This window comes from Streptomyces sp. NPDC107575 (assembly GCF_055657265.1).
The window spans coordinates 556,767-580,793 of record NZ_JBVKBG010000006.1; the positions used below are offsets into that span (position 1 = coordinate 556,767).

General features: G+C 71.8%; 23 protein-coding genes, 4 tRNA genes and 1 other RNA gene. 12 read left to right on the top strand and 16 right to left on the bottom strand.

What is annotated here, in order from left to right; translation table 11 throughout:
• Positions 1-173: 173 nt before the first annotated feature.
• Positions 174-389, bottom strand: coding sequence for a hypothetical protein (locus ACZ7L4_RS32025; protein WP_450811510.1), 216 nt, complete (start codon positions 387-389; stop codon positions 174-176).
• Positions 390-516: 127 nt separating this feature from the next.
• On the opposite strand from ACZ7L4_RS32025, the gene upp reads away from it, so the two are divergent.
• Positions 517-1,152, top strand: a complete 636-nt coding sequence (upp, locus tag ACZ7L4_RS32030; RefSeq protein ID WP_385758731.1) for a uracil phosphoribosyltransferase — start codon at positions 517-519, stop codon at positions 1,150-1,152.
• A gap of 77 nt (positions 1,153-1,229) precedes the next feature.
• Here upp and ACZ7L4_RS32035 read toward each other — a convergent pair whose 3' ends face one another.
• The 5 genes from ACZ7L4_RS32035 to ACZ7L4_RS32055 all read right to left on the bottom strand — a co-directional run bounded on the left by ACZ7L4_RS32035 (position 1,230) and on the right by ACZ7L4_RS32055 (position 3,886).
• A complete protein-coding gene (locus ACZ7L4_RS32035; RefSeq protein WP_472108051.1) occupies positions 1,230-1,880 on the bottom strand; it encodes a LytR C-terminal domain-containing protein in 651 nt (216 codons plus the stop codon).
• A 115-nt stretch (positions 1,881-1,995) separates the two neighbouring features.
• Complete coding sequence (locus tag ACZ7L4_RS32040) at positions 1,996-2,292, bottom strand: type II toxin-antitoxin system VapB family antitoxin (protein WP_003955420.1); 297 nt, start codon at positions 2,290-2,292, stop codon at positions 1,996-1,998.
• Positions 2,293-2,535: 243 nt separating this feature from the next.
• Positions 2,536-2,673: a hypothetical protein gene (locus tag ACZ7L4_RS32045; protein ID WP_472108053.1), complete on the bottom strand. Its 138-nt coding sequence runs from the start codon at positions 2,671-2,673 to the stop codon at positions 2,536-2,538.
• A gap of 65 nt (positions 2,674-2,738) precedes the next feature.
• The gene (locus tag ACZ7L4_RS32050; RefSeq protein ID WP_472108055.1) at positions 2,739-3,080 is read right to left on the bottom strand and encodes a hypothetical protein; all 342 of its coding nucleotides are present in this window, start codon (positions 3,078-3,080) and stop codon (positions 2,739-2,741) included.
• A gap of 206 nt (positions 3,081-3,286) precedes the next feature.
• A complete protein-coding gene (locus tag ACZ7L4_RS32055) occupies positions 3,287-3,886 on the bottom strand; it encodes an HhH-GPD-type base excision DNA repair protein (protein WP_472108175.1) in 600 nt (199 codons plus the stop codon).
• A 125-nt stretch (positions 3,887-4,011) separates the two neighbouring features.
• On the opposite strand from ACZ7L4_RS32055, the gene ACZ7L4_RS32060 reads away from it, so the two are divergent.
• Both ACZ7L4_RS32060 and ACZ7L4_RS32065 read left to right on the top strand, forming a co-directional pair.
• Positions 4,012-4,353, top strand: a complete 342-nt coding sequence (locus ACZ7L4_RS32060) for a cupin domain-containing protein (protein WP_450811514.1) — start codon at positions 4,012-4,014, stop codon at positions 4,351-4,353.
• Positions 4,354-4,386: 33 nt separating this feature from the next.
• Complete coding sequence (locus tag ACZ7L4_RS32065; protein ID WP_472108176.1) at positions 4,387-6,333, top strand: propionyl-CoA synthetase; 1,947 nt, start codon at positions 4,387-4,389, stop codon at positions 6,331-6,333.
• On the opposite strand, the gene ACZ7L4_RS32070 is transcribed toward ACZ7L4_RS32065, so the two are convergent.
• Positions 6,310-6,999, bottom strand: coding sequence for a sensor domain-containing protein (locus ACZ7L4_RS32070; protein ID WP_472108056.1), 690 nt, complete (start codon positions 6,997-6,999; stop codon positions 6,310-6,312). The genes ACZ7L4_RS32065 and ACZ7L4_RS32070 overlap by 24 nt on opposite strands.
• A gap of 160 nt (positions 7,000-7,159) precedes the next feature.
• A tRNA-Ser gene (locus tag ACZ7L4_RS32075) sits at positions 7,160-7,244 on the bottom strand.
• A gap of 121 nt (positions 7,245-7,365) precedes the next feature.
• Between ACZ7L4_RS32075 and ffs the strand changes: the two genes are divergently transcribed.
• From ffs to ACZ7L4_RS32105, 6 genes are all read left to right on the top strand, one after another.
• An RNA gene (ffs, locus tag ACZ7L4_RS32080) (signal recognition particle sRNA small type) lies at positions 7,366-7,460 on the top strand.
• Positions 7,461-7,529: 69 nt separating this feature from the next.
• Entirely contained in the window at positions 7,530-9,794 is a 2,265-nt protein-coding gene (locus ACZ7L4_RS32085; RefSeq protein WP_472108057.1) for a DNA polymerase III subunit gamma and tau, read from the top strand.
• Positions 9,795-9,895: 101 nt separating this feature from the next.
• Positions 9,896-11,155, top strand: a complete 1,260-nt coding sequence (gene purD / locus ACZ7L4_RS32090; RefSeq protein ID WP_472108058.1) for a phosphoribosylamine--glycine ligase — start codon at positions 9,896-9,898, stop codon at positions 11,153-11,155.
• A gap of 328 nt (positions 11,156-11,483) precedes the next feature.
• On the top strand, positions 11,484-13,262 hold the full coding sequence (locus tag ACZ7L4_RS32095; RefSeq protein ID WP_472108178.1) for a M48 family metalloprotease: 1,779 nt from the start codon (positions 11,484-11,486) through the stop codon (positions 13,260-13,262).
• Positions 13,263-13,424: 162 nt separating this feature from the next.
• Entirely contained in the window at positions 13,425-14,960 is a 1,536-nt protein-coding gene (locus ACZ7L4_RS32100; RefSeq protein ID WP_472108060.1) for a N,N-dimethylformamidase beta subunit family domain-containing protein, read from the top strand.
• Positions 14,961-15,062: 102 nt separating this feature from the next.
• Positions 15,063-15,968, top strand: coding sequence for a phosphoribosylaminoimidazolesuccinocarboxamide synthase (locus ACZ7L4_RS32105; RefSeq protein WP_472108061.1), 906 nt, complete (start codon positions 15,063-15,065; stop codon positions 15,966-15,968).
• Between the two features lie 54 nt (positions 15,969-16,022).
• On the opposite strand, the gene ACZ7L4_RS32110 is transcribed toward ACZ7L4_RS32105, so the two are convergent.
• The 8 genes from ACZ7L4_RS32110 to ACZ7L4_RS32145 form a co-directional block, all read right to left on the bottom strand.
• A tRNA-Gly gene (locus ACZ7L4_RS32110) sits at positions 16,023-16,098 on the bottom strand.
• A 44-nt stretch (positions 16,099-16,142) separates the two neighbouring features.
• A complete protein-coding gene (locus tag ACZ7L4_RS32115) occupies positions 16,143-16,751 on the bottom strand; it encodes a response regulator (protein ID WP_385767567.1) in 609 nt (202 codons plus the stop codon).
• On the bottom strand, positions 16,748-17,995 hold the full coding sequence (locus ACZ7L4_RS32120; RefSeq protein ID WP_472108063.1) for a sensor histidine kinase: 1,248 nt from the start codon (positions 17,993-17,995) through the stop codon (positions 16,748-16,750). Before ACZ7L4_RS32120 ends, ACZ7L4_RS32115 begins: the two co-directional genes overlap by 4 nt.
• 11 nt (positions 17,996-18,006) lie before the next feature.
• Positions 18,007-18,792 carry an ABC transporter permease gene (locus ACZ7L4_RS32125; protein ID WP_472108065.1) on the bottom strand — a complete coding sequence of 262 codons (786 nt, stop codon included), beginning with the start codon at positions 18,790-18,792 and terminating at the stop codon, positions 18,007-18,009.
• On the bottom strand, positions 18,789-19,766 hold the full coding sequence (locus ACZ7L4_RS32130) for an ABC transporter ATP-binding protein (protein ID WP_472108067.1): 978 nt from the start codon (positions 19,764-19,766) through the stop codon (positions 18,789-18,791). Before ACZ7L4_RS32130 ends, ACZ7L4_RS32125 begins: the two co-directional genes overlap by 4 nt.
• Positions 19,767-19,894: 128 nt before the next feature.
• Positions 19,895-19,967, bottom strand: a tRNA-Gly gene (locus ACZ7L4_RS32135).
• 52 nt (positions 19,968-20,019) lie between these two features.
• Positions 20,020-20,091, bottom strand: a tRNA-Gly gene (locus tag ACZ7L4_RS32140).
• A 122-nt stretch (positions 20,092-20,213) separates the two neighbouring features.
• A complete protein-coding gene (locus tag ACZ7L4_RS32145) occupies positions 20,214-20,534 on the bottom strand; it encodes a histone-like nucleoid-structuring protein Lsr2 (RefSeq protein ID WP_450817577.1) in 321 nt (106 codons plus the stop codon).
• Between the two features lie 285 nt (positions 20,535-20,819).
• Here ACZ7L4_RS32145 and purS point away from each other — a divergent pair, with 285 nt between their 5' ends.
• Genes purS through purL form a run of 3 tightly spaced genes read left to right on the top strand, consistent with a single transcriptional unit; the run spans position 20,820 to position 24,018 of the window.
• The gene (gene purS, locus ACZ7L4_RS32150) at positions 20,820-21,092 is read left to right on the top strand and encodes a phosphoribosylformylglycinamidine synthase subunit PurS (RefSeq protein ID WP_266712288.1); all 273 of its coding nucleotides are present in this window, start codon (positions 20,820-20,822) and stop codon (positions 21,090-21,092) included.
• Complete coding sequence (purQ, locus tag ACZ7L4_RS32155; protein ID WP_472108069.1) at positions 21,089-21,772, top strand: phosphoribosylformylglycinamidine synthase subunit PurQ; 684 nt, start codon at positions 21,089-21,091, stop codon at positions 21,770-21,772. The genes purS and purQ overlap by 4 nt, the downstream gene beginning before the upstream one ends.
• Positions 21,769-24,018 carry a phosphoribosylformylglycinamidine synthase subunit PurL gene (gene purL, locus ACZ7L4_RS32160; RefSeq protein ID WP_472108071.1) on the top strand — a complete coding sequence of 750 codons (2,250 nt, stop codon included), beginning with the start codon at positions 21,769-21,771 and terminating at the stop codon, positions 24,016-24,018. Before purQ ends, purL begins: the two co-directional genes overlap by 4 nt.
• Positions 24,019-24,027 lie beyond the last annotated feature (9 nt).

Consider the following 24,027-nt stretch of genomic DNA (forward strand, 5'->3'; position numbering starts at 1 on the left):
CGGGAATCCCCCCGGCGGGGTTCTTGGAGGCGGGGAGTGCAGTTCAAGCCCCGCCCACTCGGAATCGTGGCAGAAAGTCCGGCTCCAAGAGAGGTCTTCCGCGCGCTGTGTTCGTGGCGCGTCTCCCACGAGGCCCCGCGAGGCGACGATCCGGGGCGGATCCACGGCCTCCGTCACCAGCGAAACGTGCGCATCCGCATCTGCTGTCGCATCCGCGCGGCCCGGGCGCGGCGCGGCTGGACCCTGGCGCGCAGCTCCCGCGCCTCGGTCAGCTCCCGCAGGAACAGGGCCCGCCTGCGCCTGCGCTCGGCGTCGCTCTCCTCGTCGGACACCGCTCCGGCAGCCTCCGGCTCCCGCTCGGGCCGCTCCCGGCGCTTCTCGTCCGCCATCGCCACACCACCCCAGTCCGCCCAGTCGGCGCCAGTCGGCGAGTCCCCTCCACCTTCCCTCCGCACCCGCCATTGATGCCACCGCGCGGGGGAGCCGCGGCCCTGCGGCCCGGTTACTGTTGAGGACATGCGGATCCACGTCGTCGACCACCCTTTGGTGGCGCACAAGCTCACCACGCTGCGCGACCAGCGCACCGACTCCCCGACCTTCCGGCGCCTGGCCGACGAGCTGGTCACCCTGCTCGCCTACGAGGCGACCCGGGACGTGCGCACCGAGCAGGTCGACATCGACACCCCCGTCTCGCGGACGACCGGCGTCAAGCTGTCGCACCCGCGCCCGCTGGTGGTGCCGATCCTGCGCGCGGGCCTCGGCATGCTCGACGGCATGGTGCGCCTCCTGCCGACCGCCGAGGTGGGCTTCCTCGGCATGGTGCGCAACGAGGAGACGCTGCAGCCCGCGACGTACGCGACGCGGATGCCGGACGACCTCTCCGGGCGCCAGGTGTACGTCCTGGACCCGATGCTGGCCACGGGCGGCACGCTCGTCGCGGCGATCCAGGAGCTGATCAAGCGCGGCGCCGACGACGTCACGGCCGTCGTGCTGCTGGCCGCCCCCGAAGGCGTCGAGATCATGGAGCGCGAGCTGGCGGGCACGCCGGTGACCGTCGTGACGGCCTCGGTCGACGAGCGGCTCAACGAGAACGGGTACATCGTCCCGGGCCTCGGCGACGCCGGCGACCGGATGTACGGGGTCGCGGAGTAACCGACAGCTGAACGGAAAAGCCGCGGACGTGTCGTCCGCGGCTTTTCGTATTACGGGGCCCGGTCACCGGGCCCCGATCAGCAGCCCGCGCCGGAGGCGGACGGCTTCGGCTTCGGGTGGTTCAGCGCCGACAGCGCCTTGTCCGCGGCCGGCTTCTTCGTGAGCTTCTTGAAGCCGGAGCCGATGATCAGGTCGACCTCGGCCGGCTTCTCGCGCTTGTCCGCCTTCAGCTCGGCGCCGGTCAGCTGCGTGCCGAGCACGGGCAGCGCGGCCTCGGTGGCCGCCGAGGCGCCGAGCAGTATGCCGGGGCCCTTGACCTTCTTGTCGTACGCCTTCGTGGCGTTCCCGACGTCACCGATCTTGAAGCCGCGCTTCTTCAGCTCGTCCGCGGTCTTCTTGGCCAGGCCGCCGCGGGCCGTGGCGTTCAGTACGTTCACGGTGATCTGGGAGGGCTTCGGCAGCTTCTGGGCCGCCTTGCCCGGGGAGGGCGACGCGCTCGGCTTCTTCTCGCACGCGCCGGACTTCGCCCCCGCTGCGCTGGCCTTGTCACCCCCCGTGAAGACGTCGACCAGCTGGAACGAGCCCCAGCCGATCAGCCCGATCGCGGCGACGGACGCGACGACCGCGAGCACGATCCTGTTGCGCGGGCGCCCGCGCCGCATGCGGGGGTATTTGTCCCCTGTGATGCGGTACTTGCCGCCCATGCCGGGTGGAGTGAGCATGCTCATGGGCGCAGCGTAATCCTGTGCGGCGACGATGCCTATTAAATGATCACGGTCAGTCGCCCAGTCCAACCCAAAAGGGCCAATACGGTCCTGAGGCGGCGTCAGTCGTGAGGGGCGGTCAGCCGAGCTCGAGCACGCGCGCGTGCAGCACCTGGCGCTGCTGGAGCGCGGCGCGCACGGCGCGGTGCAGGCCGTCCTCCAGGTAGAGATCGCCCTGCCACTTCACGACGTGCGCGAAGAGGTCGCCGTAGAACGTCGAGTCCTCGGCGAGCAGGGTCTCCAGATCGAGCTGGCCCTTGGTCGTCACCAGCTGATCGAGGCGGACCGGGCGCGGCGCGACGTCCGCCCACTGCCGGGTGCTTTCCCGGCCGTGGTCGGGGTACGGCCGGCCGTTTCCGATGCGCTTGAAGATCACACGGAAAGCCTACCGGGCAAGGCTCTCCGGGCGCAGCCATGGGGACTCGGTACACAGCCAGGAAATACCGTGCGGAACCGGTTCCAACCGGGTCCAGTCGCGTCACCCACAGGGGCCTGAAATGAGTGGCGCCGCGGGTGAGTTGACGGAAAGCAGGCGTGTCCGTGGCTCTTCCGGGGTAGTCGCGCGCGCTCCGTTGACGCGCGGTTCCCCGCGTCCCGTGCGGGGCGCGGGGAACGGGCCTCAGTGGTCGCGCCTCTTGCCCGGCGTCCGCCGGTCCCGCGAGGTGGGCGGGGGCGTTTTCTCCGTGGCGGCGCGCTCGCCGCGTGCGGCCTCCGCGCGCATCAGGGCGCGCAGGAGCGCGTAGGGGTCCTTGGGCATGTGTGTGCTGCCGTCCTCTGTGAAGTCGTACGTGTGTGCGAACAGGTCCGGGAGGGGCGGACCCGTCAGCAGCGCAGGACGACGGTGCGCAGGGCGCGCCGGGACGGCGGCGCGGGGTGCGTCGTGGTGTCGGGGCGCGCGGCCGAGAGGGGGCGCGGCGGGACGCACGGGGGCGGTGCGGTGAGGAGCCGGACGGGGTGGCCCGTAGGCAGCCGGAGGGCCTGTTCGGAGGCGTCCCTGGTCCCTTCGCCCGGCTCGCAGGAGGAGGCGGCGACGGGCGGCGGCGCGGTGGTCCCGGCGGGGGCGGCGGCGAGCGGCGCGATCAGCAGGGCGAGCAGCACCACGAGCGCGCGCACAAGCCCCGGGACACGGTGGCCCGGGGCAGCGGCGGACTCGGCGACGCTCATGCCCGGTCATCTGCCCACCACCGCCGACGACGTGATCCCCGAAGCCCCAGATCCGCCCTCATGGGCTACCGGGACTCGCATGCGGCTGACGGCAATCAGCCCTGCTGGCGAAGGCAGTCAAGCCCCGTCGGCGATTGAGGCGCGGGGCCGGGGCAGAGCCCCGCGACGCCCACCACGGCTCCGTGGAAGCCGCCCACCCGGCCCCGCTACTTGGCAGCCTTCGCCGCCTTCTCCGCCTTGGCGGCCGCCTTCATCTCCTGCTTGTGCGCCCGCACCTTCGTGAGGGACTCGGGCCCCGTGATGTCGGCCACCGAGCGGAACGCCTTCGGCTCGCCGTACGCGCCCGCCGCCTCGCGCCAGCCCGTCGGCCGCACGCCGAACTGCTTGCCGAGCAGGGCCAGGAAGATCTGGGCCTTCTGCTTCCCGAAGCCGGGCAGGTCGTTCAGGCGCTTCAGCACCTCCTTGCCGGTGTCGACGCCCTCCCACACGGCGGCCGCGTCCCCCTCGTAGTGGTCGACGAGGTACTGGCACAGCTGCTGCACCCGCTTGGCCATGGAGCCGGGATAGCGGTGCACGGCCGGCTTCTCGGAGAGCAGCGCGGCGAAGGCCTCGGGGTCCCGGGCGGCGATCTCGTACGCGTCGAGGTCGTCGGTGCCCAGCCGGTCGGCGATCGTGCGCGGGCCCGCGAACGCCCACTCCATGGGCACCTGCTGGTCGAGCAGCATCCCGACGAGCGCGGCGAGCGGGCTGCGGCCGAGAAGTTCGTCGGCGGCGGGCTCCTGGGCGAGGTGGAGGGTCACGTCCATACGGCTCATACGTCGATGATCGCGCCGCGCCGCCCGGGTCGCCACGCCGGGGTCGCCGGCGGGCGCGGCCACGATCGGGCGCGACTGCGTCGCATAGGGGCGCCGTCCGAGGTAACCCTGACGTCATGACTTCCACGACGCCCGCCCCGTACGATCTCGCGGCCCTCGCCGACGACCATCTGACCGCGGCCCGCAAGGCCGAGCACGGCCGCAGCGCGGAACTCCTGATCAAGGAGGACCCGCTGCTGCGGCAGAGCGTGATCGCCCTGACCGAGGGCAGCAACCTGGAGGAGCACAACGCCCCGCCCGCGGCCACCCTCCAGGTGCTGCGCGGCCGCGTCCGCCTCACCGCGGTCTCCGGGGACGTCACGCTCTCGCAGGGCCAGCTGCACGCCATCCCCCAGGAGAAGCACGGCCTCGTCGCGCTCACGGACGCCGCCGTGCTGTTGACGGCGGTCACCGCCTGACCTGATCGTGATTCCGTCGCCACGGGAGTTCCGCTGACGGGGCTCCGCGGTTCCGGTTCTGCGCAAAGGAGTGCGGGCATGCCGTCGTACGAGGAAGTCTTCCGAGCGAGCACCGAGGACCCCGAGGGCTTCTGGCTCACGGCGGCCGGCGCGATCGACTGGGAGACGCCCCCGACGAGGGCCCTGGACTCCTCGCGGGCCCCCTTCCACCGCTGGTTCCCCGACGGCGAGCTGAACGTCTGCCACAACGCGCTCGACCGTCATGTGGCGGCGGGCCGCGGAGCGCAGCCCGCACTCGTGTACGACTCGCCGGTGACCGGCACCCAACGCACGTACACCTACGAGGAGTTGACCGACCAGGTCGCCCGGTTCGCCGGTGTGCTGACAGGGCTCGGCGTCACCCGCGGCGACCGGGTCGTCCTCTATATGCCGATGGTCCCGGAGGCCGTCGTCGCGATGCTCGCCTGCGCGCGGATCGGCGCCGTCCACTCGGTCGTCTTCGGCGGTTTCGCGGCGAACGAGCTGGCGGTGCGGATCGACGACGCGGCACCCAAGGTCGTCGTGTCGGCGTCCTGTGGCATCGAGGGCGCGCGGGTCGTCCCGTACAAGCCGCTCCTCGACCAGGCGGTGGACCTGTCGACGCACAAGCCGGACGCCTGCGTGGTCCTGCAACGCCCCGAGGGGCCGGCCGAACTGACGCCGGGCCGGGACGTGGACTGGGCCGAGGCGATGCGGGACGCGCACCCCGCGCCCTGCGTCCCGATGGCGGCGACGGACCCGCTGTACATCCTCTACACGTCCGGAACGACCGGAAAGCCCAAGGGAGTCGTCCGCGACTGCGGCGGCTACGCGGTGGCGCTGCGCTGGTCCATGGAGGCCGTGTACGACGTGGGCCCCGGCGAGACCATGTTCACCGCGTCCGACGTGGGCTGGGTCGTCGGCCACTCGTACATCGTGTACGCCCCGCTGCTCGCCGGCGCCACGACCGTCCTCTACGAGGGGAAGCCGGTCGGCACCCCGGACGCGGGCCAGTTCTGGCGGGTGGCGGCGGAGCACGGCGTGAAGACGCTGTTCACGGCGCCGACGGCGTTCCGGGCGATCAAGAAGGTCGACCCGGAGGGCGCGTTCACGCGCGCGTACGACCTCAGCGGCCTGAAGTACCTGTTCCTCGCCGGGGAGCGGCTCGACCCGGAGACGTACCACTGGGCGAGCGAGCTGCTCGGCATCCCGGTGATCGACCACTGGTGGCAGACCGAGACGGGCTGGCCGATCGTCGCGAACCCGGTGGGCATCGAGGCCGCGCCGGTGAAGGCGGGATCCCCGACGTTCCCGCTGCCGGGATGGGACGTGCGCGTCGTGAACGGCGACGGGAAGCCGGTGCCGCCCGGCGAGGACGGCGCCATCGTGGTCCGCCTCCCGATGCCGCCCGGTTCGCTCCCCACGCTCTGGAACGACGACGAGCGCTTCGTCTCCTCGTACCTCTCGGCCTTCGACGGCTACTACCTGACCGGCGACGGCGGGCACGTGGACGAGGACGGCTACGTCTTCGTGATGGGCCGCACCGACGACGTCATCAACGTCGCGGGCCACCGCCTGTCCACGGGCGGCATGGAGGAGGTCCTCGCCTCGCACCCCGATGTCGCCGAGTGCGCGGTGATCGGCGTCGCGGACTCCCTCAAGGGCCAGGTGCCGCGCGGCTTCGTGGTCCTGAAGGCGGGCGTCGCGTCGGACCCCGAGGTGGTCGAGGCCGAACTCGTCCAGCTCGTACGGGACCGGATCGGCGCCGTCGCGTCCCTGAAGGAGGTCGCCGTGGTGGCGGCCCTCCCCAAGACCCGCTCCGGGAAGATCCTGCGCAGGACGATGCGCGGCATCGCCGACGGCCTGGACGAACCAGTGCCGTCGACGGTGGACGACGTAGCGGTCCTGGACGCGCTGCGCCCGGTCCTCACGCGGGGGTCAGCGGCGCGCGCCGAGCAGTGAGCGGATCGCGACGCGGTCGAGGTTCGTCAGCGCGCGCACCAGCTGCGGCGTCAGGAAGACGAGCACGAACCCGATGGCCGAGACCGCGGCGATCTGGGCGGGCGACTCCACGTAGTACGCGTGGTGCACGCCGGCGTCGGTCGTGAAGTCGTAGATCCGGTAGCCGGGCCAGTCCAGGTAGCGGTGGAAGACCCAGGAGTAGGTCGGGAACAGCGCGACGACCCATCCGGTGACCAGGAACGTGAAGGACAGGACGAAGGTCAGCACCCGCCACGGGAACATCACCGTGTGGAAGAGCAGCGCCTTCCATCCGGCGGCGTCGGCGAGCCGCCCGCGCAGGCCGGGGGCGGGGGCCGCTGGCGCCGCCACGTCCAGCCCGAGCAGGCTCCGCGCCCGACCCCGCTCGGCCGCGCCGAGACCGCGCGCGCCGGCCAGCGCCGCCGCGAGGACCGGCAACCCGATCCACATGACGAGCGTGCTCACTCCCAGAGCGAACATCGTCACGGCGAAGACGAACCCGGCGATCGCGACGGGCAGCGACGTGATCGTGTGCCCGATCTCGCGATGGGTGACACCGGAGAACGGAGCGCGCCAGAACCCCGGGCGGGCCGGCGCCTTCGGCGTGGTCGCAGTGGTGCTCGCGTAGGACAGCGTGGTCGAGGTCATGCCACAAGCGTCGCGATTCGACGGCTCCGGCGACATGGGGCTGCGGGGTGTCTTGGGGGTGGGGTTATCCCCAGCCCCAGGGTTCCAGGAGGCCACGGAAACGACGAAGGGCCCCACCGCCGAAACGGTGGGGCCCTTCGCCTGCCCTGACGGGCGGGTGCGGAGGATACGAGATTCGAACTCGTGAGGGGTTGCCCCCAACACGCTTTCCAAGCGTGCGCCCTAGGCCACTAGGCGAATCCTCCGCCGCAAACAATACAAGACGCTGAAGGGTGCTCGCGACCACGTTGATGATCAAGGTCGTCGACCGATCGGAGGGCGGACCTCCGGGTTCTTTCCACGGGTGGGGATCGGGTACTGTTGGCGTCAGCCCCTCACGTGGCGCTATCTGACTGAACTCCCCCAGGGCCGGAAGGCAGCAAGGGTAAGTCGGCTCTGGCGGGTGCGTGGGGGGCGTTTACGTTTCCGGGACGGCCGGCGATACCCGTGGGCGGGTCCGGTTGTCAGTGCGCGCCTATAACCTCGTATGCGTGTCGTCTCTCGCGCTCTACCGCCGTTACCGCCCGGAGTCGTTCGCCGAGGTCATCGGGCAGGAACATGTAACCGACCCGCTGCAGCAGGCGCTGCGGAACAACCGGGTCAATCACGCGTACCTGTTCTCGGGCCCGCGCGGCTGCGGCAAGACGACCAGCGCGCGCATCCTGGCCCGCTGTCTCAACTGTGAGCAGGGTCCCACCCCGAATCCGTGCGGGGAGTGCCAGTCCTGCCAGGACCTCGCGCGCAACGGGCCGGGATCGATCGACGTCATCGAGATCGACGCCGCTTCGCACGGTGGCGTGGACGACGCCCGTGATCTGCGCGAGAAGGCCTTCTTCGGCCCCGCCTCCAGCCGCTACAAGATCTACATCATCGACGAGGCCCACATGGTCACGTCGGCGGGCTTCAACGCGCTGCTGAAGGTGGTCGAGGAGCCGCCGGAGCACCTCAAGTTCATCTTCGCCACGACCGAGCCCGAGAAGGTCATCGGGACGATCCGGTCGCGTACGCACCACTACCCGTTCCGGCTCGTGCCGCCGGGGACGCTGCGCGACTACCTGGGCGAGGTGTGCGGCAAGGAGGACATGGCCGTCGAGGAGGGCGTGCTGCCGCTCGTCGTCCGGGCGGGCGCGGGATCCGTGCGTGACTCCATGTCCGTCATGGACCAGCTGCTCGCCGGCGCGGGCGACGACGGTGTGACGTATGCCATGGCGACAGGCCTGCTCGGCTACACCGACGGCTCGCTGCTCGACTCGGTCGTCGAGGCGTTCGCCACCGGTGACGGCGCCGCGGCTTTCGAGGTCGTGGACCGCGTCATCGAGGGGGGCAACGACCCGCGGCGCTTCGTGGCCGACCTCCTGGAGCGGCTGCGGGACCTGGTGATCCTGGCCGCCGTTCCGGACGCCGCGGAGAAGGGGCTCATCGACGCCCCGGCCGATGTCGTGGAGCGGATGCAGGCGCAGGCGAGCACGTTCGGCGCCGCCGAGCTCAGCCGGGCCGCCGACCTCGTCAATCAGGGCCTGACCGAGCTGCGCGGCGCCAACGCCCCGCGGCTCCAGCTCGAGCTGATCTGCGCGCGCGTGCTGCTGCCCGCGGCGTACGACGACGAGCGTTCGGTCATGGCCCGCCTCGACCGCATCGAGCGCGGTGGCGTCTTCACGCCGGGCGGGCAGGGCCCCGCGCCCTCCATGGCGTACGTTCCCGGGCCCGATGCCCATGGCGCTGCCCCGGCGCCCGTGCCGCCCGTCGAGCCGGGGGGCGGGCCCGCGGCGGCCCGGGCCGCGGTGCGAGGCGGCGCTCCGGGGGCTGCTCCCGGTGCGGCTCCGACTCCTCCGACTCCTCCGGCTCCCGCGGCGCCGGTGGCTCCGCAGGCCCAGGCCCCTGTGGCCCCGGCCCCCGCGCCGAGCCCCGCCCCGGCTGCCGCCCCGCCTGCGGAGGCCCAGCCGGCCCCTGCCGCCCCGGGCTCCTGGCCCACCGCCGCCCAGGCGGGCGGGGGTGGCGGCGCCCGCAGGCCCGGCGGCTGGCCCACGGCCGCGGCCGCGGGTTCCGGCCAGCCGCCCGCCCCGGCCGCCCCACAGGCGTCGGCCCCGGCTCCGGCACCTGGCCCCGCCCCGCAGCAGTCGGCCCCGGCCCCCGCGCCCGCCGCTCCGGCCCCGGTCGGCGGCCCCGACCCCCGCACGCTCTGGCCGAACATCCTGGAGGCGGTCAAGAACAAGCGCCGCTTCACCTGGATCCTGCTCAGTCAGAACGCGCAGGTGACGGGCTTCGACGGCACCACGCTCCAGCTCGGCTTCGTGAACGCGGGCGCCCGTGACAACTTCGCGAGCAGCGGCAGCGAGGACGTACTGAAGGCGGCCCTGTCCGAGCAGTTCGGGGCGAACTGGAAGATCGACGCCGTCGTCGACACCTCGGGTGGCGGCGGCGCACCCCCGCCGCCCGGGCCCGCCGGTGGCTACGGCGGTGGCGGTTACGGCGGAGGCGGGTACGCCCCCGCGCCCGCCCCGGCACCGGCGCCCGCCCCGGCCCCCGCGCCCCCGGCCCAGCAGTCCCAGTCGTCCGCCCCCCAGCCCGCCCCGCCGAGCGCCGAGCCGACCCCGGCCCCCGCTCCTCCTCAGGAGCCGCCCCGCCGCTCGGTGTCGGTGGAGGACGACATCCCGGAGGACGACGACCCGGACCTCGACGAGAACGCGCTGTCGGGCCACGACCTGATCGTCCGCGAACTGGGCGCGACGGTGGTCGAGGAGTTCACGAACGAGTAGCGCGCCCCGCGCGGTGGCTGGAGGAACGCACAAAGCTCCGCCCGCCCCGCCTTGGGTAGCCCGTACAAGACCACCCCGGTCGGGCGGATAGGCTGACCGGCGTGAAGGTCCTCGTCATCGGCAGCGGCGCCCGCGAACACGCCCTGTGCCGCTCAATGTCCCTCGACCCCGACGTCACCGCCCTGCACTGTGCTCCAGGCAACGCAGGCATCGCCGAGGTCGCCGAGCTGCACGCGGTCGACGCCCTCGACGGCGCGGCGGTCACCGCCCTCGCCCGGGAGCTGGAGGCCGACCTCGTCGTGGTCGGCCCCGAGGCGCCCCTGGTCGCCGGTGTCGCCGACGCGGTCCGCGCCGCCGGCATCCCCGTCTTCGGCCCGTCCGGCGAGGCCGCCCAGCTGGAGGGCTCCAAGGCGTTCGCCAAGGACGTCATGGCCGGCGCCGGCGTCCCCACCGCCCGCAGCTACGTCTGCACGAACGCGGCGGAGATCGACGAGGCGCTCGACGCGTTCGGCGCCCCGTACGTCGTGAAGGACGACGGCCTCGCCGCGGGCAAGGGCGTCGTCGTGACCGAGGACATCGAGGAGGCCCGCGCCCACGCGAAGGCCTGCGAGCGCGTCGTCATCGAGGAGTTCCTCGACGGCCCCGAGGTCTCGCTCTTCGCGATCACCGACGGCACCACCGTCGTCCCGCTGCAGCCCGCCCAGGACTTCAAGCGCGCGCTCGACGACGACGAGGGCCCCAACACCGGCGGCATGGGCGCCTATTCGCCGCTGCCGTGGGCCGACCCGAAGCTGGTCGGTGAAGTCCTCGACACGGTGCTGCAGCCGACGGTCGACGAGATGAAGCGCCGCGGCACCCCGTTCTCGGGCCTGCTCTACGCCGGTCTCGCGATCACCGGCCGCGGCGTCCGCGTCATCGAGTTCAACGCGCGCTTCGGCGACCCCGAGACCCAGGTCGTCCTGGCCCGCCTCAAGACCCCGCTCGCCGGTGTCCTGCTGGCGTCGGCCAACGGCACGCTCGCCGACCTGGAGCCGCTGCGCTGGAGCGAGGACGCGGCCGTGACCGTCGTCGTCGCCTCGCACAACTACCCCGGCACCCCGCGCACCGGCGACCCGATCACCGGGCTCGACGAGGTGGCCGCGCAGGACGCCCCGAACGCGTACGTGCTGCACGCCGGCACGAAGCGGGACGGCGACAGCGGCGCGGTCGTCAGCGCGGGCGGCCGCGTGCTGTCCGTCACCGCGGTCGGCGGCGATCTGACGCAGGCCCGCGAGCGCGCGTACGCCGCCGTGGACCGCATCGGCCTCGACGGCTCGCAGCACCGCACGGACATCGCCGCGAAGGCCGCTTCCGGCCACTGACGGAGACCGGTTCCGGGCGGGCCACACCCTCGCCTGCCCGGCGCCCGATGTCACCCACCTCTACCCAAAGCCATTCCATCGAGTGACCGCTGGCCCAACCGGCTGACGAGGCCGGAACCCCCAACTAGGGTGCGGCGCACGGAGTTACGGCACCCGTGCGAGCCGCGCAGAACCAGACGGACCACCGGCATTGCGATGTCAGTGGCGGGTGCCATTGTGGGGGAGTGAGCAACGCCACCAGAGCTCTGCCGCGGGTTTCGGCCCCTGGCTGGGCACCAGGCAAGGGCAGCAGGGGGTGACATCGGTCGTGTCCGGTACGGGTGTGGAGATGGGTGCGCAGAGCGCGCGCTCCCGAGCCCTCGCCGTGCTGCGCATCCGCAGCAGGGCGACGGCCCTGGCGCTGCTTCCCGCGGCCGCCTCCGTGGTGCTGCTCGCGGGTGGCAGCACCGGCCATCTGACGGGCGGGGGCTGGGATGTCGCGCGCGGCATCGTGAGCGCGATCGCCCTCGTCGTCCTGCTGGCGGCCGCGGCCGTCGCCCTCGTCGTGGCGCGCGCCCGCCCGGCCGTCAGCCCGACGATCCCGATCGCCGAGAAGACCGCCCCCGACCTCTACCGGCTGGTGCGCGACCTGGCGGACCGGCTCGACGTCCCGGCGCCCTCGGCGATAGCGCTCACCCCGGACTGCGACAGCTGGCTCGAGGACCGTACGCACCCGGCCCACGGCCCGCCCGCGCCCGTCGCAGGCGGTGACCCGAAGGCCCCCGCCGCCCCCGTCCTCGTCATCGGCTCCCCCTTCCTGTGGTGGATGCGGGTGGCCGAGCTGCGCGCCGTCCTCGCCCCGGTCGTCGCCGGTACGGGACCCTCGGCGCACCCCGACATAGCGGCGGCCCGGCGCTTCATCCGCGGCCTGGACGCGGCGGTGGCGGTCTCCTCCTCGAACGGCCGCGGCCCGCTGGCCCGTGCGGTGCTCGGCGGCGTCGGCCGGGTCGCCCGGCTGCTGCTGACCGGCTGCCGGGTGCACGCCGCCGAGATGGAGCGCGGCGTCGCCGCGGCCGCGGCCGAGCGCGCTCAGGCGGTGGACTACGGCCTGCGGATCGTCGCCCAGGAGCAGGTCGGACTCGCGTACGCGGGCTGGGACCGGCTGCTCACCCGGGTCGCGCTGCCGGCCTGGCGGATGGGCCGCTGGCCGGCCCGGCTCGACGCGGGCGTGGTCGCGGCCCTGACCGAGCTGTCCCGGCGCGACCGCCTCGCGGCGCAGGACGGGAGCTTTGCCTCGCGGCTCGGCGAGCGGCCCGCGTGCGATCTGCTGGAGGAGCCCGGGACCGTCGACGAGGCGGCGTCCCTGCTCGCCGCGCGCCTCTTCCACGGTGGTCCGGCCGAGCGCGGGCCGGACTGGGCGCCGGTGGACTGGCAGGAGTATCCGGACGAGGTGGTGGACCGGAAGTGGCGGGCGGATGCGGCGCGGCTGCACCGGGTGCTGGATGCCTTGGGCGTCCGGGACCCCTCCGGAGGGCCGGAGGGCCCCACGCTTTCCCGTGTCCTGGACCACCTGACCGCTCCCACGCCTCGGGGTTCCGCCCCGGACCCCGCTGCTCAATCGCCGCAGGGGCTTGATCTTTCCGCCCCCACCGCCGAAGGGCTCGAAATGCCCGCACCCGGCGCCGAGAAGCTCGATGAGGGCGTGGTCGGCGCCGACCACGACGAGCCCGCCCTCGACGCCCTCTCCTCCACCCTCGCCGCCGAAGTGGCCCGGGAGGAGAGCGCTCGGCCTGTCGCCGCCGGGCCGCCCGCGGGGCAGGGGAGTCCGGACGGGGCGTTGTGGGACGAAGGGGCGCTGCCGCTGTTCCCGTTGCAACCGCCGCGCAGTGGGCGGGAGTTGCTGGCCGACCACGTCACCGCGATGGTCTGCTGCGCCGCCGTGGACACGGCGGGTGCGGCCCCCGGCCTGGACTGGCTGGACGGCCCCTCGCTCCTGGTCGACGGGGAGCGGACGGCCGATCTGACGCCCCGAGTGCTGAGCCTGGTGGAGGACGGGGACGTGGAGCCGCTCAAGGACTGGCTGGCCGGCCGGGGCGTGCGCCCGGAGAAGCCGGTGCGCCTCGTGTGAGGCGTCCAACCCCCTCAACTCCCGGAAATCCGGAGGGAACTGTTCCACTCTCGTCAATTCGCGACGAACGGTGACGGAGTGCGTGCGTAATGTGATGTGCTGGGACCGGTCGCGGACATGACCGCGGGTGAGGGCTCGGGGGAGCGAGGGAGGGGAGCAGGCATGGGGCCGGACAGGGAGGGGCACCCGAAGGACCTGGCGAGCAAGGACATCCCCCCGCCCCGCGCGCGTACTCCCCGCTGGGAATCAGGCGCGCTGGCGCACGCGGTCACGGACCCGTTCGGACAGGGACCGCTCCCCTGGCTGCGCGGAAGTGAGCACTATTTCGACGACACCGGACATGTCGTTCCCTGGTATGTCGACCATGTGCCGCGGCCCGGCGCGCACGACATCCCCGCCCCGCGCACCAGCGGCCCCCGCACCGCCGACGACGTGCACCGCCAGATCAAGGGCTTCACCTCGACGGGCGCGGCGGCCCCCGGCGAGGCGATCGACTTCCACATCACGGTGGACCCGCCGCAGGAGTTCACCGTGGACGTCTACCGCATCGGCCACTACGGGGGCGACGGCGCCCGCAAGATCACCACGAGCCCGCGCCTGTCCGGCATCGTCCAGCCGCCCCCGCTGACCGCGGACCGCACGGTCTCCTGCCACCACTGGTGGCTGTCGTGGCGGCTGCAGATCCCGTCGTACTGGAACGTCGGCGCGTACGTCGCCGTCCTCACGACGCTCGACGGGTACCGCTCGCACATCCCCTTCACGGTCCGCGACGCCGAGCCCGCCGATCTGCTGCTCCTGCTCCCGGACATCACCTGGCAGGCGTACAACCTCTACCCGGAGGACGGGCGGACGGGCGCGAGCCTGTACCACGCGTGGGACGAGGAGGGCCGGCTGCTCGGCGAGAGCGAGGCCGCGATCACGGTCTCCTTCGACCGCCCGTACGCGGGCGCGGGCCTGCCCCTGCACGTGGGGCACGCGTACGACTTCATCCGCTGGGCGGAGCGGTACGGTTACGACCTGGCGTACGCCGACGCCCGTGACCTGCACGCGGGCCGCATCGACCCGACCCGCTACCGGGGCCTGGTCTTCCCGGGGCACGACGAGTACTGGTCGGCGAACATGCGCCGCACGACCGAGCTGGCCCGGGAGAACGGGACCTCGCTCGTCTTCCTCTCCGCCAACACCATGTACTGGCAGGTGGAGCTGGGCCCGGCCCCGTCCGGCGTACCGGACCGGCTGCTCACGTGCCGCAAGCGCAGAGGACCCGGAAAGCCCACGCTGTGGCGGGAGATCGACAAGCCGGAGCAGCAGCTGATGGGCATCCAGTACGCGGGCCGGGTCCCCGACCCCCACCCCCTGATCGTGCGGAACGCGGACCACTGGCTGTGGGAGGCCACGGGCGCGCACGAGGGGGACGAGATAGAGGGACTGGTCGCGGGCGAGGCCGACCGGTACTTCCCGCGCACCTCCCTGCCCGAGCACCAGGACCGGATCCTGCTCGCCCACTCCCCGTACCGCGACAGCGACAAGGCCCGCAGGCACCAGGAGACATCGTTGTACCGGTCGCCGTCCGGGGCGCTGGTCTTCGCGTCCGGGACGTTCGCCTGGTCCCCGGCCCTTGACCGCCCCGGCCACGTCGACCCCCGGATCCAGCGGGCGACGGCGAACCTCCTCGACCGCATCTGCAAACGCGACTGACGACGAGACCGAGCACACACCGCCGCACCGGACCCGTGGCCAAAACCCGCCCCCGTGTACGGGAGAATCAGAGGTACTCGTACAGAACCACGGGGAGGAACCGTGTCCGGATTCGTCGAAAAGCCCGAGCCTGTTCAGGTGCCGGGCCTGGTGCATCTCCACACCGGCAAGGTGCGGGACCTGTACCGGAACGAGGCGGGCGACCTCGTCATGGTCGCCACCGACCGCATCTCCGCCTACGACTGGGTGCTGCCCACGCCGATCCCGGACAAGGGCAAGGTCCTCACGCAGCTGTCCCTGTGGTGGTTCGAGCAGCTCCAGGACCTGATCCCGAACCACGTGATCTCGCAGGAGCTGCCCGAGGGCGCCCCCGCCGACTGGGCGGGCCGCACCCTCGTCTGCAAGAGCCTCGACATGGTCCCGGTCGAGGCCGTGGCCCGCGGCTACCTCACCGGCTCCGGCCTGGTCGAGTACAACGAGTCGCGCACGGTCTGCGGCCTCGCCCTCCCCGAGGGCCTGGAGGACGGCTCCGAGCTGCCCGCCCCGATCTTCACGCCCGCCACGAAGGCCGAGGTCGGCGAGCACGACGAGAACGTCAGCTACGAGGAGGTGGCCCGCCAGGTCGGCGCGGAGACCGCCGCCGCGCTGCGCCAGGCCACCCTCTCCGTCTACAGCCGGGCCCGGGACATCGCGCGCGAGCGCGGCATCATCCTGGCGGACACGAAGTTCGAGTTCGGCTACGACAAGGACGGCTCGCTGATCCTCGCCGACGAGGTGCTGACGCCGGACTCCTCGCGCTTCTGGCCGGCCGACCAGTGGCAGCTGGGCCGCGCCCAGCCGAGCTACGACAAGCAGTTCGTGCGGGACTGGCTGACCTCGCCGGCCTCCGGCTGGGACCGCAAGAGCGAGCAGCCGCCGCCCGCGCTCCCGGACGAGGTCGTCACCGCGACCCGCGCCAAGTACATCGAGGCGTACGAGCTGCTGACGGGCACGCCCTGGGACGCGTAGCAGGACGAGAAAACGAGAAAGGCCCCCGGTCCGAGGACCGGGGGCCTTTCTTCATGGAGCGAACGACGAGGTTCGAACTCGCGACCTCAACCTTGGCAAGGTTGCGCTCTACCAACTGAGCTACGTTCGCAAGCGCCGCTTGCGCGGTGCCGCTGCGCCGTGGCGCGACGCCAACTATACCCAACCTCGCTCGCGTGCGAGACGCACGGCCGCGTGCCGGTTCTCGACGCCGAGCTTCGAGACCGCCGACGACAGATAGTTCCGGACCGTCCCCTGGGACAGCGCGGCCCGCTCCGCGATCTCCGAGACGGGTGCGCCGTCGGCCGCGAGTTCGAGGACTTCGGCCTCGCGCGCGGTCAGCGGCGAGTCCCCGGCGGAGATCGCGTCGGCCGCCAACTCCGGGTCCACATACCGGTTTCCGGCGTGCACGGTGCGGATGATCTCCGCGAGCCGCTGGGCGCTCACCGTCTTCGGCACAAAGCCCCGCACGCCCGCGGCGAGGGCCCGCTTCAGGTGTCCCGGACGCCCGTGACTGGTCACGATCATGGTCCGGCAGCCGGGCAGTTCGTCCCGGATCGATGTGGCCACACTCACACCGTCGGCGCCCGGCATCTGCAGATCGAGCACGGCGACGTCCGGCTTGTGCGCCCGCGCCATGGCGAGCGCCTCGGGCCCGGTGGCCGCCTCCGCGACGACGACGAGATCGTCCTCCAGCGCGAGCAGCGCGGCGAGCGCGCCCCGGATGAGGTGCTCGTCGTCGGCCAGCAGCACGTGCACGGTCATCGGACACCCTCCGCGGACGGCTCCCGCACCCCGGCCGGCCCCGCCGCCGCCACCGGCACCTTCGCCACCACCCGAAACACTCCGGACCGCACTTCTCCCGCCTCCAACTCCCCGTCCACAGCGGCCAACCGCTCCCGCAGCCCCGCGAGCCCGGACCCCTGTCCGCCCCCGGCGCCGACCCCCGCCCCGTCGTTCTCCACCGTCAGCACGACCTCCTCCGCCCGGGTCACGAGCTCCACCCGGCAGGCCTTCGCGTCGCCGTGCCGCAGCACGTTCGTCGTAGCCTCCCGCACCACCCAGCCGAGCGCGGACTGCACGTCGCCCGGCAGTCCGGCCGCGGACCCGGTGACCGTGCACGCGATCCCTGCGGCGCTCAACACACCCTGCGCACCGGCCAGTTCGACGCCGAGGTCGACCTCGCGATACCCCCGTACGACCTCGCGGACCTCCTTCTGCGACTCCTGCGCGATGCGCTGCACCTCGGTCATCTGCGCCACGGCGTCCTCGGTCCGCCCGCGCCGCGCGAGCTGCACCGCGAGCTCGCTCTTGAGCGCGACGACGGACAGATTGCGCCCCATCACATCGTGCAGGTCACGCCCGAACCGCAGCCGCTCCTCGGCGACGGCGAGCCGCGCCTCGACCTCGCGGGAACGCTCGGAGTCCCACATGACGGAGAGGGACCAGGCGGAGCACCGGAAGGTCAGCAGGGCGAGGACGGCTGTCAGGGCCATCAGCAGGGCCACGGCCACGAGGCCCCCGGGCGACGTGCCGACGACCGCGGCGGCGGCGACACAGACCACGACGGCGACGGCGGCCCGCCGCGCGAAGGACCGCACCGGCACCGTCAGCGCGTAGGCGCAGGTGAACGGCATGGGGGCGAACACCAGCGGCATGAAGATCAGGCCGTCCCGCACGCTGTCGGTGACGGTCAGCGCGATGATGAGCCCGAACGCTACGACGGCCAGCCCGGCGGCGACCCCCGTCAGGGCCCGGGGCACACGGCCCCGGCCCAGATACTGGTCGAGGGCGGCCAGCGCGTGCCGGTCGCCGACCACGCACTGCACCAGGTTCACGGCGAGCAGGGCGCCGGCGAGGGCGTACGGGACGGTGCCGTGCAGCACGCTGCCCGCGAGGCCGGAGACCGACCAGGCCGCGAAGAACAGCCAGTTGACCGCGCGCAGCGTGACCCGGGTCTGCCACTCGACCCGCTCGACCTTGCTCCGGTCCCGCCAGCGAACCCGCACGTCAACCCCTCTCAGCGCCGCGGCTCCCACCGGAACCGCTTCTGCACAGCAAACACCGCGACCAGAATCCAGGCCACCGCGATGACGATCGCCTTCAGGGACTCCCCGCCGGACAGGCTCCCGCTCCAGCCGCCCCGTACAAGGGTGAGCGCCGAGGTCAGCGGCAGCAGCTCACACACGGTCGCCAGCTTGTCCGGGAAGATCTCCAGCGGCACCACACCGCCGGAGCCGATCATCGACACGAGCAGCATCGGCATCGCGGCGACCTGGGCGCTCTCCACGCTGCGGCTGAAGACCGTGGTGAGCGCGGCCAGCGCGACACACAGCGGAATGCCCAACAGCACGCCGAGCACGACCAGTTGAGGAGCCTCTGGCGCTCCCGCGTCCAGCGCGAACGTGCACACGACGGCCACCGCGGTGCACTGGACGAGCCCGATCACGACGGACGGCACCGCGGCCCCGCTGAGGATCTCCAGGTCACGCAGCTCCCCGGTGCGCAGCCGCTTGAGGACGAGCTCCTCGCGCCGCGACGCGTACACGCTCACCAGCGAGCTGTACACGGCGAACAGCAGCGAGAACGCGATCGCCGAGGAGATCATGACGGTGCCGAGGTTGAGGCCCGCGCCCTTGAGGTCTCCCTTGTCCACCGACTGGGAGACGCTGAAGGGCAGCACGAGCGGCACGAAGACCGCCGTGAACAGCACGCCCTTGCTCCGCCCGATGAGCGTGAACTCGGCCCGCGCGAGCGCCTTGAGCCGCCCCGCGGAGGTCGTCGTGGCCATCGTCACGGCACTCATACCGCCATCTCCTTCTCCCGGTCCGGCTCCCCCGCGGAGCCCTTGGCGTCCTGCGCGATCCGCAGGAACGCCTCCTCCAGCGAGGCGCCGCGGACATCGAGCCGCCGCAGTTCGACGCCCGCGTCCCTGGCCCACACGAGCACCCCGGTGGCGGCCCGCTGCAGGTCCTCGGTGCGCAGCCGGATCAGCCGGCCCTCGATGTCGTGCGCGTCGACGCCGAGCGAGCCGAGGGGCGGCAGGTCGCCCACGAAGTACCCGTCGGGCAGCTCGAAGGAGATGTGCGAGGGCTGCGAGGCGACGACCTCGTCGACGCGGCCCTCGGCGGCGATCCGCCCCTCGTGCAGGATCGCGAGCCGGTCGGCGAGCTCCTCCGCCTCTTCGAGGTAGTGCGTGGTCAGCAGCACGGTGGTGCCCTCTTCGCGCAGCCGGCGCACCAACTCCCAGGTGTCGCGGCGCCCTTCGGCGTCGAGGCCGGTGGTCGGTTCGTCGAGGAAGAGCACCTCGGGCCGCCCGAGCAGCGCGAGCGCCAGGTCGAGGCGCCGCTTCTCACCGCCGGACAACTGCTTGACGCGCACCTTCCCGCGCTTGCCGAGCCCCACCGCGTCCAGGGCCTCGCCGACGGGCCGGGCCCCGCTCGTGCACCCGGCCCACATCCGTACGGTCTCGGTCACGGTCAGCTCGCTGGGGAAGCCGCCGTCCTGCAGCATCACCCCGATCCGCGGCCGCACCAGGTCCCGCTCGGTGTACGGGTCGTGCCCGAGCACCCGCACCCGGCCGCCGGCCGGGGCCGCGAGCCCTTCGATGAGCTCGACCGTGGAGGTCTTTCCGGCGCCGTTCGTGCCGAGGAGGGCGAAGAGCTCGCCGCGGCCCACGGAGAAGTCGACTCCGCGCACCGCCTCGAAGGAACCCTTGGTGTTGTCCCCGTACACGCGGCGCAGATCGGTGACGTCGATCACGCGCTCGTTGCTGGTCATGGGTCCAGCGTTCCGCCCGGGGCGGGAGTTCGTCAGTGCGCGCTGTCATCGGCTCGCATGACAAATGTCAGAGGGGGCCGGGAACGCCGAAGGCCCCGGTCCAGGAGGACCGGGGCCTTCGATCTCTGAGCGAACGACGAGGTTCGAACTCGCGACCTCAACCTTGGCAAGGTTGCGCTCTACCAACTGAGCTACGTTCGCACTGCTTGCATCAGCCTACCGTACTCACCGAAGTGCTCGGTACACGATGCAGAGCGGGTGACAGGAATTGCACACTGCGCCTTCCCCCTGGAAGGGGGATGTTCTACTACTGAACTACACCCGCATGTACTCCGTGAGGTCCGGCCCTGCGGCCTCGCCCCTCGGCGTGCTCCAGACTTTAGCCGACCCTCGGGGGTGCAGCGCAAGTCCGGTCGCCGAGAGGCTCCGAGCGGCGGGCGCGCGGGCTCAGTTGGCCGCGGCGAATGCCTCGTAGACGCGCTTCGGGATGCGGCCGCGCGGCGGGACCTCGAAGTCGTTCGAGCGGGCCCAGGCGCGCACGGCGGCCGGGTCGGGGCCGACCTCGGTGCGCTTGTACGCCTTGCCGGTCCTGCTGGACCGCTTGCGGCCCGCCTCCAGGTAGGGGGCCAGCGCTTCGCGCAGTTGATGGGCGTTCGCCTTATTGAGGTCGATCTCGTACGACGAACCGTCGAGACCGAATGCGACCGTTTCCGCCGCTTCCCCGCCGTCGATGTCGTCAAAGAGGGTGACCACGACACGCTGCGCCACGAATATCGGTCCCTTCGTCCAGCACCCCGCTTTGACGTGCGGTGATGCAGACAGGTTTGCTGTTACCAATTCCTTTTTACCCTGTCGGGCATTGCAGTGGGAAGACCAGTTAAAAGTCTCGGTGTGTCCCGCGGGGTGGTTATCCGGAGTCTTTCCCTTAATTTTCCGTGGGGATCTCATGTCGTTGCCATAACGTGATCCGCATCTCGTAGCTTCCTACTGTCTACGCGAGTAGAAAATTTGGGCAGGTACGCTGAACGGACCAGCTCAACCCACACACCGGGAGTGCCAGTGGCACGCGTCGTAGTCGACGTCATGCTCAAGCCGGAGATCCTCGACCCCCAGGGCCAGGCGGTGCAGCGTGCGCTGCCGCGCCTCGGTTTCGACGGCATCTCCGACGTACGTCAGGGAAAGCGTTTCGAGCTCGAAGTGGACGGGCCGGTGGATGACGCCGCTCTTGCCCGTATCCATGAGCTGGCGGAAACCTTCCTCGCCAACACCGTGATCGAAAACTTCACCGTCAAGGTGGAAGAGCCTGCGGTGGGGGCCGAAAAGTGACCGCTCGTATTGGCGTCGTCACCTTTCCCGGTTCCCTCGATGATCGCGACACCCAGCGCGCGATCCGGCTTGCCGGTGCCGAGCCGGTCGCGCTCTGGCACAAGGACAAGGACCTGAAGCAGGTCGACGCGGTCGTCCTGCCCGGCGGTTTCTCCTACGGCGATTACCTGCGCGCGGGCGCCATTTCGCGTTTCTCGCCCGTCATGGAGACGCTGATCGAGCAGGCGAAGGCGGGCCTCCCGGTCCTCGGGATCTGCAACGGGTTCCAGGTCCTCACCGAGGCCCACCTGCTCCCCGGCGCCATGCTCGGCAACGATCACTTGCACTTCATCTGCCGCGACCAGAAGCTGCGGGTGGAGAACGCGGACACCGCCTGGACCTCCGACTACGAGGCGGGCCAGGAGATCCACATCCCGCTGAAGAACATGGACGGCCGCTACGTGGCCGACGAGCGCACGCTCGACATGTTGGAGGCGGAGGGTCGCGTCGCCTTCCGGTACGTGGACTTCAACCCCAACGGCTCGCTCCGTGACATCGCGGGCATCACGAACGAGGCGGGCAACGTCGTCGGTCTGATGCCCCACCCGGAGCACGCCGTCGAGCCCCTCATCGGGTCCGGCCGCACCGACGGCCTCCCGTTCTTCACCTCGATCCTCAAGAAGCTGGTCGCCGCCTCATGAGCCTCGACACCACTGACAACGCCGCGAAGACTCCCGACGTCGAGCTGCCCTGGGCCGAACTCGGCCTGAAGAAGGACGAGTACGAGCGGGTCGTGGAGATCCTCGGCCGCCGGCCCACCGGCGCCGAGCTCGCCATGTACTCGGTCATGTGGTCCGAGCACTGCTCGTACAAGTCCTCCAAGGTCCACCTGCGCCAGTTCGGCGAGAAGGCCCCGGAGTCCGACGCGCTGCTCGTCGGCATCGGCGAGAACGCCGGCGTCGTCGACGTGGGCAACGGCTACGCCGTGACCTTCAAGGTCGAGTCGCACAACCACCCGTCGTACGTCGAGCCCTACCAGGGCGCGGCCACCGGTGTCGGCGGCATCGTCCGCGACATCATCGCGATGGGCGCCCGCCCGGTCGCGGTCGTCGACCCGCTGCGCATGGGCGCGGCCGACCACCCCGACACCAAGCGCGTGCTGCCCGGCGTCGTCGCCGGCATCGGCGGCTACGGCAACTGCCTGGGCCTGCCGAACATCGGCGGCGAGCTCGTCTTCGACGCCTGCTACCAGGGAAACCCGCTGGTCAACGCCGGTGCCATCGGCGTCATGCGGCACGAGGACATCCACCTCGCGAAGGCGTCCGGTGCGGGCAACAAGGTCATCATGTACGGCGCCCGCACGGGCGGCGACGGCATCGGCGGCGCCTCCATCCTGGCCTCCGAGACCTTCGACGACGCGAAGCCGTCGAAGCGTCCCGCCGTGCAGGTCGGCGACCCGTTCCAGGAGAAGCTCCTCATCGAGTGCACCCTGGAGGCCTTCGCCGAGAAGCTCGTCGTCGGCATCCAGGACCTCGGCGCGGCCGGCATCTCCTGCGCCACCTCCGAGCTGGCGTCCAACGGCTCGGGCGGCATGCGCGTCGAGCTGGACGACGTACCGCTGCGCGACTCCACGCTCTCTCCTGAGGAGATCCTCATGAGCGAGTCGCAGGAGCGCATGTGCGCCGTGGTCGAGCCCGAGAAGGTCGACCGCTTCCTGGAGATCTGCGAGAAGTGGGACGTCATCGCCACCGTCATCGGTGAGGTGACCGACGGCGACCGCCTGGAGATCTTCTGGCACGGCGAGAAGATCGTCGACGTCGACCCGCGCACCGTCGCGCACGACGGCCCGGTCTACGAGCGCCCGCTCGCCCGCCCCGAGTGGCAGGACGCGCTGCAGGCCGACGACGCGGGCAAGCTGCCGCGCCCGGCGAACGGCGCGGAGCTGAAGGACCAGGTCCTGGGGCTCGTCTCCTCGCCGAACCAGGCGTCGAAGAAGTGGGTCACCCAGCAGTACGACCACTTCGTGCAGGGCAACACCGTCCTCGCGCAGCCCGAGGACTCGGGCATGATCCGCATCGACGAGGAGACCGGCCTCGGCGTCGCCATCGCGACGGACGGCAACGGCCGCTTCGCGAAGCTCGACCCGTACACGGGCGCACAGCTCGCGCTGGCGGAGGCGTACCGCAACGTCGCCACCACCGGTGCCAAGCCGCTCGCCGTCTCCGACTGCCTGAACTTCGGTTCGCCCGAGGACCCGGCCGTCATGTGGCAGTTCGCCGAGGCCATCCGTGGTCTCGCGGACGGCTGCCAGCAGCTCGGCACCCCGGTGACCGGCGGCAACGTCTCGCTCTACAACCAGACGGGCGAGGCCGCGATCCACCCGACGCCGGTCGTGGCCGTGCTCGGCGTGATCGACGACGTCACCCGCCGCACCCCCGTCGGCTTCCAGGAAGAGGGCCAGCTCCTCTACCTGCTGGGCGACACCAAGGAGGAGTTCGGCGGCTCGGCCTGGTCCCAGGTCGTCCACGACCACCTCGGCGGTCTGCCGCCCAAGGTCGACCTGGAGCGCGAGCGTCTCCTCGGCGAGATCCTCATCTCGGCCTCCCGCGACGGCATGATCGACGCCGCGCACGACCTGTCCGACGGCGGCCTGATCCAGGCCGTGGTCGAGTCGGCGCTGCTCGGCGACAAGGGCGCACGCCTGATCGTCCCCGAGGGCCTGGACGCGTTCACGTTCCTCTTCTCGGAGTCGGCGGGCCGCGCGGTCGTGTCGATCCCGCGCAGCGAGGAGCTCCGCTTCAACGACATGTGCGGGGCGCGCGGTCTGCCCGTCACCCGCATCGGTGTCGTCGACGGCGACTCGGTCGACGTCCAGGGCGAGTTCGCGCTCTCCCTCGACGAGCTGCGTGCCGCGCACGAGGGCACGTTCGCCGGGATCTTCGGCTGACGGACGGGA